Source organism: Massilia sp. Masssp94 (assembly GCF_059491305.1).
This window is the reverse complement of the sequence record NZ_CP168501.1, coordinates 6,785,787-6,799,617: the sequence shown is the minus strand read 5'-3', so window position 1 is coordinate 6,799,617 and position 13,831 is coordinate 6,785,787. Positions and strand designations below refer to the sequence as shown.

Here is a 13,831-nt window from a genome sequence, read left to right as displayed (position 1 = left end):
CGCAGCATGACCAAAGTTGAGATTTTTACCGACGGCGCCTGCAAGGGAAATCCGGGTACCGGCGGGTGGGGCGCGCTGCTCGTGGCAGATGGTGGCCACGAAAAGGAAATCTTCGGCGGTGAGCCGAACACGACGAACAACCGCATGGAACTGCGCGCCGTGATCGAGGCGCTCACCGTCCTCAACCGCCCGTGCGAGGTCGTCCTGCACACGGACAGCCAGTACGTGCAAAAGGGGATCTCGGAATGGATCCACGGCTGGAAGGCGCGGGGCTGGAAGACGTCGGCGAAGGAACCCGTCAAGAACGACGACCTGTGGAAGGCGCTGGACGCCGCCCAGCAGCAGCACGCCGTCGAATGGCGCTGGGTGCGCGGCCACAACGGCCACCCCGGCAACGAGCGCGCCGACGCTCTCGCCAACATGGGTGCGGCTTCGCTAAAGCGTTGATATTTCCCTGATTTTGTTATACTTACCGGTTCTTTCCACGCTTTTTTGAGTTTCCACGCGCATGCGCCAAATCGTCCTCGATACCGAAACCACAGGCCTGAATCCGCGCACCGGCGACCGCATCATCGAAGTCGGCTGCGTCGAGATCTTCAACCGCAAGCTGACCGGCAATAACTTCCACCGCTACATCAACCCCGAGCGCGACTCGGACGAAGCGGCACTGGCGGTCCACGGCCTGACGACCGAGTTCCTCAGCGATAAGCCGAAGTTCCACGAGATCGCCCACGAACTGCGCGAATTCGTGCAGGGCGCCGAGATCATCATCCATAACGCGCCGTTCGACCTTGCGTTCCTGAACCATGAGTTCGAGCGCATGGGCCTGCCGCCGTTCGTCGAACACTGCTCGAACGTGATCGATACGCTCGTCCATGCCAAGGAACTTCACCCCGGCAAGCGCAATTCGCTGGACGCGCTGTGCGACCGCTACGGCATCTCGAACGCGCACCGCAAGCTGCACGGCGCACTGCTGGACTCGGAGCTGCTGGCCGACGTCTACCTGGCGATGACCCGCGGCCAGAATACGCTGTCGATGGACGTCGAGGTCGAGGCGAGCGGCGGCGGCATCGTGCTGGAAGCCGGTCCGCTGGGCGAGATCCTCGTGCTGCCGGCTGCTGCCGACGAGCTCGCCGAGCACGAGAATGTTCTTGCCGCACTCGACAAAGGCGTGAAGGGAGAATGTGTTTGGAGAAAATATTCTCCGCAGGGGTGACAAAACGCAAAACTCCCCCTATAATGCTCGTCATTGCAGCGACGCAATCGCAGCAAAGCAGTAAAAAGTAGGGCGGTTAGCTCAGGGGTAGAGCACAGCATTCACACTGCTGGGGTCGCAAGTTCGAAACTTGCACCGCCCACCAGGATTCGACGATTCGATTGAATCGAAACAAATGAAGGCCAGCGATCAGCTGGCTTTTTTGTTTTGTGCGTCCGTCTCTGCGTTGTGGCGTCAGAATCGCGGATGGCAAGACTCAAAAATCTGATTGCTTAGAATACGCAGGGGATCCATCGATGCGTCCGCCATGTGGGGCGTGGGGCGAACCTTCAAATAGTTCCTGCCTACACGCAAGATCACGCCAACGAAGAGAGAGATGGCGATCCGCCGATTCGGCCCGCAATCCTTGTTCTGGTAAGCGCGGACACACAATAACAAGAGCCATACGCACGCACGCGCCAGGTCGCGCTCCACCATGCTTTACGCGAGCACATGTTTGATCCGGCGGTGCCAGATGCCGGTTTCGACATGCTTCATCTCGACCAGGATCGTCCAGTTTTTCGGGCAGGCGTGTGTATTCGCCGAGAGCTTCCTTGCGAAAATGGACGACCTGATACGACGCCTCGAAGAGCAGCGTCGACAGGGCATCAAAAAAGGGAAGTCCGTCTTCGCTCCTGATGAACACGGTGCTTGGCGACAGCACTTTCAGCGCCTCGTCGATGTCCGGGACACGGAAGCGCCGCGGCTCTTCCCGATCGAGCGCAGCGCTTCCGTGTCCCGGAAGGGCTGCTGTGACGTCGGGTCCGACAGTTTCAAGTCCGTGACAAGTGCATCGCGAAGCTGGCCATGGAGCGCGGGGCCGGTCAGACAGGTGGAGATCGTGGCACCGACGAGGTGCTGCAGCAGCATGGGTCAGCGCTCGAGCTTTGCCATGACCGCCGAAGGCGCCGGCGCCCGGAGTTCTTCGGCAGGTCGGCGGCGTGACGCAAGGCCTGGAACCGTACATGCGCGGCCGGATCGCGTTCGCAACGCCATTCGACTTCCGACAACGGCTGCCGCAGGGCAGTGTCGGATGCGGCTTCGATCGCATCGGAAGCCAGGACCATCCTCGGAGCACGGCGCGCTTCGATCACGTAGCGGTCGATGCGCTTGTCGAACTCGGAATTGATACCAGGTGCGGTCGCGACGCCGCCGCGTCGGCCCTGCTGGAGTACGACAACGACGGCAATCTGCTGCGTCGCCATGTGACCCAGCAGGCGCACGGCGCGGGCACGGTGCTGCAACAGGTGACGATCGACGGCGTGAGCCGGGTCGTGACGCGCAACCTGGCGTCCCTCGCGGGCGAAACCCAGGATCTCTGGTATGCGTATGACGACATGAATCGCCAGGTCATGGTCGAAGGTGCCGCGAACGGCAACACCGCCGACACCAACAATCTCACCACGGCGCAGGGCCACCTCGTCACCTATGACAAGAATGGCAATCGCACCAGCGACACGTTCCAGGGCAGCCAGCTGGTGGCGCAGGTCGGCGACGACGGCGCGACGCGCTACTTGGTCCACCAGGGCCGCATCACGGTGCACTACCGCTACGACGCGGCCGGACGCCTGTCCGAAACCGCAATCGGCGCGATCGATGCCCAGGGCAATGCGCTGGACCCGTCGCGTGCGACCGTCGTCTCGCAGAACTACTACGACGCGGCCGGTCACCTGATCCAGAGCGGTGGCGGCGACAAGCTGCCGGCGGGCTATGCCCAGACCGCTGCGAACAACCCGGGAGCCGCATTCAACACGAACCGCACGGTCCGTGAGTATGATGCCGACGGACGCCTTCAGCATGAACGGATCACGGATCGCGCCGGGGTACTCGTCCAGGACACCAGCTATGCCGGCGGCTACGACGCGGTCGGCAACGTCCTGTCGTACACCATCACGGACGGTTCGGGCAACGTCTCGCGCACGACGGTTACGGAGATCAAGGGGGAGGGATACGACAGGAGCGGCATCACGACGACGAAGACCGCGCCGAGCGGCGTGTCCGTCAGCGCCAGCACGCACTACGCGTACGACGTCAACGGTGAGCTGGTGCGCACCGACACGACGTCGGCGATGGGGACGGTCAGCACCATCAAACAGACCAACGACTTCGACGGCAACATCCTGCAGACGATCGACGGCAACGAAGCGTGGAACCGTCTCGTGGTGGATGGGCAGGTCTACGCGGTATGGGATCCGCCGACGGGCGACGTGCCGGATCCGACCGACGCGATCACGGCGATGTACTGGGAACTGCTGGACCGCGCCCCGGATGCCGCAGGCCTGGCTTGGTGGGTGCACACGGTCGTCGACGAGGGCTATTCGCTCCAGAGTGTCTATGACGGCATCAAGGACAGCGACGAATACAAGCAGCTGCATAGCGGGGACGGCTCCGGTGGCGGCGATCCTGCACCGGATCCGGGACCGACGGCGGCCGACCTCGTCACGCAGGCGTACCAGGCATTGCTCGGACGTGCGCCGAGTTCGCAGGAGCTGTCGTACTGGACCAACGCGATGGCGCATGGCATGTCGATCTTCGAAGTCGAAACGCAGATGCAGGCAAGCCCCGAGTACGAGAATCGTCAGGTCACCAGTCCGGACCCAGGTAATTTCGCCCCGAACGGCGATCTGATTGTGAACTATCGCCCCGGCGATACGTTACAGGGCCTCGCTTTGGCGGCGTACGGCGATGCGTCGCTCGCGTACTTGATCGCACAGGCGAATGGGATCACGGCCGGGTCGCAGCTTGCTTCTCTCAAGGAGGTTGTGATTCCGAAGGTGAACGGCTTGACGTCCAGCACCAAGACGCAAACCGTGTCGACGGGGGCGGGAAAACCGACGCAGGGCGTAGGGCAGATGCAGAGTGCACACGCGGACATCGGCGCGGGCGGAACTACCTACACAACGCTGGGCGGCGGTACACCCGACGCCAGAACGGCTACTGTGCTGGAGATCATGAACCATGTGGGATGGTTCCAGGAAGACCCGTCGATACCGACGATATTCTATGTACAGGCCTACGACGTCTATAAAATGATACAGGGTGGCGCGAACCTGCGTGAGTTTGTCAATAAGGACTACGACAGCATCGTCCGCAGAATAGTCGCACTTAACACGGGCCACCCGGGCCATCCCGCCGATATGGTGGCGCCGGATGTTGCGCCCATCAACGGAAGGGACATGTCGAAGGAGCAATTTGGCGAGAGTTACCATACCAGTATCCGGAATAGCTACGGCGGGGTAGACCAGCCGTCGGCGCCGAGCAGTGCCGTGGCGTACACCGGAAGCCTGACGCAAGATCACCCGTCTGTGCCGGTCCTGACCGCTGGCGATTTCGGGTCTCTGAATGTCGATACCGGTTTGCTCACCAGCTTACCCGCGATTGATGGACAATTCGGACCTGGTACTTCCACACCGCAGCCTATCGGAACTGGTACATTCACTACGCAGCCTATCGGAACTGGTCCTTCTACTCCGCAACCTATCTATTCGACCAGTAGCGGCACCGATAGGGCGCCAGCGCAAATTTTGGTAGGTACGACGCCAGTGGCTGTTTCGAAAGAGAAAAGCTACGACTATCAGACTGTCCAGACCTTGGCTAACGGCACTCAGCAGATCATCCGTGTCGTTCATGTCAGCCCGGACGACAAAGCAATCAATGCAGTAAATGACTGGCTTCAATCCGACCACGAATTCGCAGTGGGCGGCGGGATCTATGCTGGGGTTGGTTTTGATGCGGAAGCCACAATCCAGGTCAACATATCAAAGGGGGAAATTGGTGTGAGTCAGGCAGAGGTTGGTCTTGGAATCGGAGCCGGCGGTAGTTTACACGGTGGTGCTATTCATCCCGAAGGTACCCCAAACCATCCAGACGGCGGAGGTTCGTTATCCACCACTCTGTATGAAGACGGAATAGGTGACAAACAGAAAGATCACACCATTGCAATTTCTACCAAGGTGGGTATCGAAGTCAGTGTGCCATTATTCCAGGGTACAGCTGATGCCAAAGTAGGCGTACAAAGCCAGATCGGCGGTGGAGTGAACTCGACTTTCATGGGGGCAAACTGGGGAGCGAAAGTACTAGTGCCTGTGACTGGCATCGCTGTGATGGGGAAGTGGAACGTATATAATTGGAGTTACAAAAGGTAACCTAGGGAAAGAAGGTAGAAATGGTCCGTGAAATTGATTTATCCTCGTTGGCTGAACAAGAGCGGCAGAGAAATAATGCAGCTAAATTTCAGAATAGGAAAATTAGGGTATTGTTTGGACTCGCTTCAGTACTTTTATTTATCATTATTGGGAAGTATTCGGTATCGGCTTATCATAAAGTGCTTATATGTATAATTTTTGTTACGATGGTCGGGACGGTTTTTTCGTTGCTGGCGTGCAAGTGCCCTAATTGTGGAGCTACCCCGGCCGGTGAGGCGATATCGCTTTCATCCGAGATTCGATATACCAAGGGCGTCAATCCGTTCGCTAAACGATGCAGCTGTTGCGGGTTCTATTTATCTCAGAAATACCTTGAGCGCAGAATAAGGGAGGCGAATATGAAGCGATCGTCTTAACATGCTTTCAGATAGTTTGCCCTGATAACATTAATCGGCTGTGCAACGTTCAGTTGCTGCCGGCAATTTTGGACAGAAGCCGCTCGTCTTTATCGAACGCGCCACGCGCTCATTTCTCAAATTGGCGCGGTAGCTAGTTTGTATAGGACGATCGCTTCGACAACCGCACCGGCCAGACGTACCAGTGTGGCCAGTCAGTCGCGCAAATCAGTGCCTACGGCAAGACCAGCGAAATGGACTAAGTAGTCATGCAAAATTTATCGTGAACTTGCTGCCGAAGCCACTCATCAAGGATTGAATCTCGTCGAGCAAATCTGCGCCGTTCCTGGCAACGAAGCGGCGCCAGAAATGCTTGGCATGCTTCCACAAGATCTCGATCCGATTGAGCTCCGGGCTATAGGGAGGCAAGTAGTACAGATACAGCCCGTGTTTGGCCCACTGGCGTCGCTTCTTCTCCATCAGGTCGCCCTTGTGAATACCGGCATTGTCGATCAAGACGATGCGTGGAACCGCGTAAGGCTGGAGCGCAATCCGATCGAAGAATGCGATCACATCGTCGCGTGTCGTCGGCCGTTGCTGAGTGCTCCAGGTCAGTTGGCCGTCGTGACGCAAGGCTCCAAGCACATTCACGCGCTGTCGGTGCGCGAGCGGTTCGACGGCCCGGGTCTCGCCGATCCTGCCCCAGCCGTACTGCACGGGAGGATTTGGACTGAAGCCTGATTCGTCGAAGTACAGCAGCTCGCAGCGTTGTTCATGGTCGAGCTTGGCCAGTGCGTTGATCACTTTTCTGGCGTGCTCGAACGCCACCTGATTTCGCTTTTTTTTAGAGCGTACCGATAGCGCTTGTACGTGAAATTCATCTCCTTGAGATACCGTTTGGCTGTGCTTTCGCTGATCGACGCATGGTCTCGGCATTGCTCGATCTGGCGCAGCAGTGCAACCACGCTTCCGCCCTCGGAATGCGCCAACTCGCCAAGAGCCTGCTGCTGCTGAGGCGTCCACTTCCTTGGTCGACCGGTATGACGCCCCTCGTACAATCCGGCCAGGCCAAGCTTGTTCCAGCGTTGCCTCCACTGCTCGACGCTGTTCAGGTGCACCCCGAACTCATCCGCCGTTTTCTGCAGCGTTAATCCCTGACTCAACCGCAAAATTCCCTGTGCGCGCATCCGTGTCCGCGGATGCGGGTGGAACACGCCCATCTCACGCAGCGTGCGCCGCTCGTCTTCGGACAACTCCAAGTGCTTCATCGCCCAACCCCTGCTGCGTGATCAATTTAGCTTTGACAGCAAAAATTGGGCGACTACTTAGAGCATATGGGGTCTTAATTTGTGAGGTGACTTTTGAACGGAAGGAGACGGCAGGGATTATCGACCCTTCCTGCAGCACCATTCCGACAAATGAGGACAATGTCAGCCTCCTTGCTTATCTGCTTTCAGTCGCCTCCGGAGGCCAAAATCGAGCGCGCGGCGTAGGTCTAGTGCAGCTATGGACACGACGTTGAACTGAAATGGCGGATCGCAGTAAAGGGCCCGCGCGATGCTGGCCTTTTTCTTCCAATCATGCCCTATAATGCAGGGAATCCGACATCGTCCCATGCGCCCCCCACGCCAAACCCGCCTCCTGAGCGCCATCATCGCTCTGATCAGCCTGCTGTTCATGCAGCTGGCCGTGGCCGCCTACGCGTGTCCAAACCTGATCCCGGCGCGTACCACGCCGATGCTGGACCGTTCCGGCCAGCCGATGGTGAATTGCCCCGAGGCCGACCGGCAAAGCCCAACCCTGTGCCACGAACACGCGCACAAGCAAACGCCGTCGCTCGACAAGCCCGACGCGCCTTCGGTCATGCCGTTCGTCGCGACAGGTATCGCGCTGCCGCTCTTGTGGCCCGACCATGGCGCGGAGAGATCCAATCCGCCGTTCGTTTTCCTGCACGCCTCCGGCACATCGCCACCGATCGCGATACGCCACTGCTGTTTCCGCCTATAGCCTCCCGTTGCCAAGTCCCCGTTCCGCCACGTTAATCCCGTGGCGGTGCCGTTCTTCGCACTCCGGAGCTATCACATGCAATTCTTCGACCTCACCGGGCGCGACGCGATCGCCCCGGTCCTCGCGCTCGCATTGGCGCTGAGTCTCGCTTTACCGTATGAACCAGCGCAGGCCGCCGCCGGGCTGACGCTCGAACAAGCGCAGCAGCGTGCGCTGGCGCGCTCGCGCGCAATCCCGGCGCAGGATGCCGCCATCGCCGCCGCCCGCGAACTGGCCGTTGCGGCCGGCCGTCAGCCCGATCCCGTCCTGCGCGCCGGCATCGACAATCTGCCGGTCAGCGGCGCCGACCGCTACAACATCGGTACCGACTTCATGACCATGCGCCGCATCGGTGTCATGCAGGAGCTCACCGCGTCCGACAAGCGCAGACTGCGCGCGGCCGGGATGGAAGGTGCGGCCGACAAGGCCGCCGCCGAAAAGGACGTGGAGGTCGTGCGCATCGAACGCGACACCGCCCAGGCCTGGATCGATTTGTATTTCGCCCGACAGATGGACAATCTGATCCGCCAGCAGGTCGGCCAGGCCGACCTCGACCTGCAAGCCGCCGAAGCAGCTTATCGCGCCGGGAAAGGCAGCCAGGGCGATGTCTTCGCGGCCCGCAGTCGGATCGGCGCCGCGCAGGACAAGGTCGACGAATCCGACACCCGCGTCAGGACGGCCCGGCTGGCCCTGGCGCGCTGGGTCGGTCCGGACGTCGACGTTGCACCCGCAGGCCTGCCGGACATCGACCGCATCCGCCTCGACCCCGATGCCCTCGACACCCAGCTTGCCCACCATCCCGACATCGCCGTGCTCGATCGCGAGGAAGCCGTTGCGCGCACGGAAGCCCGGCTTGCCGAGGCCAACCGGCATCCCGACTGGACCGTGGAAGTGTCGCTGCAGCAGCGCGGGCAGGGGTATTCGAACATGGTGTCCGTCGGCGTGTCGCTGCCGCTGCAGTGGGACAGGAAACACCGCCAGGACCGCGAGCTCGCGGCAAAGATCCTGCAGGCCGACCGCATCCGGGACGAGCGCGAAGAGCGCCTGCGGGCCCACACGGCGGAAGTGCGGGCGATGCTGGACGAGTGGCGCAGCATCCGCGCGCGCCTGGCCCGCTACCGGCGCGAGCTCGTGCCTCTCGCTCTTGATCAGAGCGCGGCCGTCCTGGCCGCCTACCGCGGCGGCAAGGCGGCGCTGGCCGAGGTGCTGGCGGCCCGCCGCAATGAGCTCGACGTCCGGCTGCAGGCGTTACAGCTGGACGCGGAGGCGGCCAGGCGCTGGGCCCAGCTGAACTTTCTCACGCCGAGCAACCATCCGGAGGCACAGCCATGAGCCGTCGCATCGTCTTTTCCCTCCTCGGCGCGCTGGCCGTGCTCGCGGCGACCGGCTTCGGCGCGTATCGCCTGGGACTGCGGGCCGGCGCGCACGACGCGGCGCCGGCAGTCGACAAGACGGGACGCAAAGTCCTGTATTGGCACGACCCGATGGTACCGGGCCAGAAGTTCGACAAGCCCGGCAAGTCGCCCTTCATGGACATGGAGCTGGTGCCGGTGTACGCCGATGAAGGCCAGGCGCAAGGCGGCGTCGTCGTCAGCCCGGGCGTCCGGCAGAACCTCGGCATGCGGATCGCCGAGGTCCGCAAGGGGACGCTGGCGAGCACGCTCGATGTCGTCGGCAATGTCGCGTTCAACGAGCGCGATCTCGTCCAGCTGCAGGCGCGCAGCAGCGGCTACGTGGAAAAGCTGTTCGTGCGCGCGCCGCTCGATCCCGTCCGCAAGGGACAGCCGTTGCTCCAGCTGTACGCGCCCGACTGGGTCGCGGCGCAGGAAGAGTACCTGGCCGTCAAGCGCATGCCGGACGGCGCGGACACGGCGGGCCTGCTCGACGCGGCCCGGCAGCGGATGCGACTCGCGGGCATGACGGACGCGCAGGTCGCGCAGGTCAGCGCGCGGTCGCAGGTGAGTCCGCGCATCGCCGTCACGGCGCCCACCGACGGTGTCGTCAGCGAACTGTCGGTTCGCGAGGGCATGACAGTGGTGCCGGGGACGCCGCTGTTCCGCATCAACGGCCTGCTCACGGTCTGGGTGAATGCGGAAGTGCCGGAGAGTGCGGCGGCGCAGGTCCGGCCCGGTATGGCTGTACGGGCGACGAGCCCCGCTTTCCCCGGCATGGCATTCGACGGCAAGGTCGAGGCCTTGCTGCCCGAGGTCAGCACCTCCACGCGCACGCTGAAGGCACGCATCGAACTGGCCAACCCCGGCGGCAAACTGGTGCCGGGGATGTTCGCGACGATCCACATGGTACCGGCACGCGGACGCGATGCGCTGCTGGTGCCGGCGGAGGCCGTGATCGAGACGGGCGCACGCACGGTCGTCATCACGGTGTCCGACGACGGCAGGTTCGCACCGGCGGACATCGTCACGGGGGCCGAGGCAAACGGCCAGACGGAAGTCCTCGAAGGCCTGGCGGAGGGACAGAAGGTCGTGGCGTCGGGTCAGTTCCTGATCGATTCCGAGGCGAGCCTGCGCGGTACCCTGCAACGCCTCGGTGCCGCGGCGCCCGCCGCGCCGGCGCAAGCGGCGATCCATCGCGCGACCGGCAAGGTGGAGCGCATCGCCGGCGGCGAGGTGACGATCTCGCACGGGCCGGTCCCCAGCCTCAAGTGGCCAGCGATGACGATGGGCTTCGCGGCGCCCGCGGGCGGACTGCCGCATGACGTCAAGGCTGGCGACACCGTGCAGTTCGAATTCCGCAAGGGCGACAAGGGCGGGTTCGAGATCGTCGCGATCGCGCGCACCGCATCAGGAGGCGGCCAATGATCGCGCGCGTGATCCGCTGGTCGATCGCGAACCGCATCCTCGTGCTGCTCGCGACGTTCGGCCTCGCGGCCTGGGGCATCTGGGCGGTGCAGCGCACGCCGGTCGATGCGCTGCCGGACCTGTCCGACGTGCAGGTCATCGTCCGCACGACGTATCCGGGCCAGGCACCGCAGATCGTCGAGAACCAGGTCACCTATCCGCTCACGACGACGATGCTGTCGGTGCCGGGCGCGCGCAGCGTGCGGGGCTACTCGTTCTTCGGCGATTCCTTCGTCTACATCCTGTTCGAGGACGGGACCGATCCCTACTGGGCGCGCTCGCGCGTGCTGGAATACCTGAACCAGACGCAATCGCGCCTGCCGCCTCAGGCCCGGGCGTCGCTGGGGCCGGACGCGACGGGCATCGGCTGGGTGTACGAATATGCGCTCGTCGACCGCACCGGCCGCCACGACCTGTCGCAACTGCGGGCCTTGCAGGACTGGTTCCTGAAGTACGAACTCAAGACGGTGCCGAACGTGGCGGAGGTGGCAAGCATCGGCGGCATGGTGCGCCAGTACCAGATCCAGCTCGACCCGGACAAGCTGCGCGCCTACGGCATCACGCATGCGCGCGTGATCGACGCGGTCCGCAAGGCGAACCAGGAGGCGGGCGGTTCGGTGCTCGAACTGGGCGAGGCCGAATACATGGTGCGCGCATCCGGGTATCTGGCTTCGCTCGACGACTTCCGGCACATTCCGCTGGCGACCGGTAGCGGCGGTGTGCCGGTGCAGCTGGGCGACGTGGCGCGCGTGCAGGTCGGGCCGGAGACGCGGCGCGGCGTCGCGGAGCTGAACGGAGAGGGCGAGGTCGCCGGCGGCATCATCGTCATGCGCTCGGGGAAGAACGCGCTCGCCACCATCGATGCGGTGAAGGCGAAGCTCGCCCGGCTCAAGGCCAGCCTGCCGGCGGGCGTCGAGATCGTGACGACGTACGATCGTTCCGGCCTGATCCAACGGGCGGTGACGAACCTGGAGCACAAGCTGTTCGAAGAGTTCATCGTCGTCGCCGTGGTCTGTGCGCTGTTCCTGTTCCACGTGCGCTCGGCGCTGGTCGCCATCGTTTCCCTGCCGCTGGGGATCCTGGCCGCGTACACCGTCATGCTGTACCAGGGCGTCAATGCGAACATCATGTCGCTGGGCGGCATCGCGATCGCGGTCGGGGCGATGATCGACGCGGCCGTCGTGATGATCGAGAACGCGCACAAGCACCTGGAGGCCTGGCACGACCGGCATCCCGGCGAACGGCTCGACGGCGCCGCGCACTGGCGGGCGATCGAAGCGGCGGCGGTCGAGGTCGGGCCGGCCCTGTTCTTCTCCCTGCTGATCGTCGTGCTGTCCTTCATCCCCGTGTTCGCGCTGGAAGCGCAGGAAGGGAAGCTGTTCGCGCCGCTCGCGTTTACCAAGACCTATGCGATGGCGGCCAGCGCGGGCCTCGCGGTGACGCTCGTTCCCGTGCTGATGGGGTATCTCATCCGCGGCCGGATTCCGCGCGAAGACGTCAACCCGTTGAACCGGTTCCTGGTCCGCGCGTATCGGCCGCTGCTCGACGTCGTGCTGCGCCGCCCGAAGACCACGCTGGTCGTTGCGGCCTGCATCGTCCTCGCGACGGTGTGGCCGGTCAGCCGGCTGGGCGGCGAGTTCATGCCGCCGCTGGACGAGGGCGACCTGCTGTACATGCCGTCGGCGCTGCCGGGGATCGGCATCGGCAAGGCGGCCGAACTCCTGCAGCAGACGGATCGCCTGATCAAGACCGTGCCCGAGGTCGACATCGTGTTCGGCAAGGCGGGCCGGGCGGAGACCGCGACCGATCCCGCGCCGCTCGAGATGTTCGAGACGACGATCCGGTTCAAGCCGCGCGAGCAGTGGCGCGCCGGGATGACGCCGGCGAAGCTGGTCGAGGAGCTCGACCGCGTCGTCAAGGTGCCGGGCTTGTCCAACGTGTGGGTGCCGCCGATCCGCAACCGGATCGACATGCTGGCGACCGGCGTGAAAAGCCCGGTCGGCATCAAGGTGGCGGGCGCGAATCTGCAGGAGATCGACCGCATCACGGGCGCGATCGAGGCCGCAGTGCGCAAGGTGCCGGGTGTGGCGTCGGCCCTCGCCGAGCGGTTGAACGGCGGGCGCTACATGGACGTGCGGATCGACCGCGCGGCTGCGGCGCGCTTCGGCATGAACGTGGCGGACGTGCAGGGCGTGATCGCCGCTGCCGTCGGCGGCGAGAACATCGGCGAGACGGTGGAAGGCTTGCAGCGCTTTCCGATCAACGTGCGCTACCCGCGCGAAGTGCGCGACTCGCTGGAAAAGCTGCGCGCGCTGCCGCTGCTCACCGAGGCGGGCGCCCAGATCCGGCTCGGCGACGTGGCCGTCATCCGCCTCACCGATGGGCCGCCCATGCTCAAGAGCGAGAACGCGCGCCTGTCCGGCTGGGTGTACGTCGACGTCCGGGGACGCGACCTGACGTCAGCGGTGCGCGCCATGCAGCACGTCGTCGCGCAGGAGGTGCGCCTGCCGGCAGGGTATTCGGTGTCCTGGTCCGGGCAGTTCGAATATCTGGAACGCGCGCTCGCGAAGATGAAGGTCGTCGTGCCAGCGACGCTGGCCATCATCTTCGTGCTGCTGTTCCTGACGTTCGGCCGGCTCGACGAGGCCGCGCTGATCATGGCGACCCTGCCGTTCGCCCTGGCCGGCGGCGCCTGGCTGCTCTGGCTGCTGGGGCACAACCTGTCGGTGGCGAGCGGCGTCGGCTTTATCGCGCTGGCGGGCGTGTCGGCGGAGTTCGGCGTGATCATGCTGCTGTACCTGAAGCAGGCCTGGGACGCGCGGCTTGCCGCGGGCAGGGACAGCGAGGCCGAGCTCGTCGAGGCGATCCGCAAAGGGGCGGTCCTGCGCGTGCGGCCGAAGGCGATGACGGTCGCGGTGATCGTCGGCGGCCTCGTGCCGGCGATGATCGGCGGCGGGACCGGCTCGGAGATCATGCAACGGATCGCGGCGCCGATGGTCGGCGGAATGATCACGGCGCCGCTGCTGTCGATGTTCGTGGTGCCGGCCGTGTATCTGCTGCTGCGCCGGCGGAGAATGCGCTTGTCTATGCAACCCGGCTTGCGTCCCGAAATACTTTAGGCTTAAAGTATCT

General features: G+C 63.5%; 9 protein-coding genes and 1 tRNA gene. 8 read left to right on the top strand and 2 right to left on the bottom strand.

The window, feature by feature from the left end; genetic code table 11:
* Positions 1 to 6 precede the first annotated feature (6 nt).
* The 4 genes from rnhA to ACEN9G_RS29810 all read left to right on the top strand — a co-directional run bounded on the left by rnhA (position 7) and on the right by ACEN9G_RS29810 (position 5,400).
* Positions 7 to 447: a ribonuclease HI gene (rnhA, locus tag ACEN9G_RS29825; protein WP_413340681.1), complete on the top strand. Its 441-nt coding sequence runs from the start codon at positions 7 to 9 to the stop codon at positions 445 to 447.
* 61 nt (positions 448 to 508) lie between these two features.
* A complete protein-coding gene (gene dnaQ / locus ACEN9G_RS29820) occupies positions 509 to 1,216 on the top strand; it encodes a DNA polymerase III subunit epsilon (RefSeq protein ID WP_413340679.1) in 708 nt (235 codons plus the stop codon).
* 70 nt (positions 1,217 to 1,286) lie between these two features.
* Positions 1,287 to 1,361, top strand: a tRNA-Val gene (locus ACEN9G_RS29815).
* An 859-nt stretch (positions 1,362 to 2,220) separates the two neighbouring features.
* A complete protein-coding gene (locus tag ACEN9G_RS29810) occupies positions 2,221 to 5,400 on the top strand; it encodes a DUF4214 domain-containing protein (protein ID WP_413340675.1) in 3,180 nt (1,059 codons plus the stop codon).
* 662 nt (positions 5,401 to 6,062) lie between these two features.
* On the opposite strand, the gene ACEN9G_RS29805 is transcribed toward ACEN9G_RS29810, so the two are convergent.
* The gene (locus ACEN9G_RS29805; RefSeq protein ID WP_483127432.1) at positions 6,063 to 6,599 is read right to left on the bottom strand and encodes an IS630 family transposase; all 537 of its coding nucleotides are present in this window, start codon (positions 6,597 to 6,599) and stop codon (positions 6,063 to 6,065) included.
* Entirely contained in the window at positions 6,596 to 7,063 is a 468-nt protein-coding gene (locus ACEN9G_RS29800) for a helix-turn-helix domain-containing protein (protein ID WP_413346384.1), read from the bottom strand. The genes ACEN9G_RS29805 and ACEN9G_RS29800 overlap by 4 nt, the downstream gene beginning before the upstream one ends.
* Before the next feature lie 346 nt (positions 7,064 to 7,409).
* On the opposite strand from ACEN9G_RS29800, the gene ACEN9G_RS29795 reads away from it, so the two are divergent.
* From ACEN9G_RS29795 to ACEN9G_RS29780, 4 genes are all read left to right on the top strand, one after another.
* On the top strand, positions 7,410 to 7,802 hold the full coding sequence (locus tag ACEN9G_RS29795) for a hypothetical protein (RefSeq protein ID WP_413341042.1): 393 nt from the start codon (positions 7,410 to 7,412) through the stop codon (positions 7,800 to 7,802).
* Positions 7,803 to 7,877: 75 nt separating this feature from the next.
* Complete coding sequence (locus tag ACEN9G_RS29790; protein ID WP_413341041.1) at positions 7,878 to 9,173, top strand: TolC family protein; 1,296 nt, start codon at positions 7,878 to 7,880, stop codon at positions 9,171 to 9,173.
* A complete protein-coding gene (locus tag ACEN9G_RS29785; protein WP_413341039.1) occupies positions 9,170 to 10,660 on the top strand; it encodes an efflux RND transporter periplasmic adaptor subunit in 1,491 nt (496 codons plus the stop codon). The genes ACEN9G_RS29790 and ACEN9G_RS29785 overlap by 4 nt, the downstream gene beginning before the upstream one ends.
* On the top strand, positions 10,657 to 13,818 hold the full coding sequence (locus tag ACEN9G_RS29780; protein ID WP_413341038.1) for an efflux RND transporter permease subunit: 3,162 nt from the start codon (positions 10,657 to 10,659) through the stop codon (positions 13,816 to 13,818). The genes ACEN9G_RS29785 and ACEN9G_RS29780 overlap by 4 nt, the downstream gene beginning before the upstream one ends.
* The last annotated feature ends 13 nt before the right edge of the window (positions 13,819 to 13,831 follow it).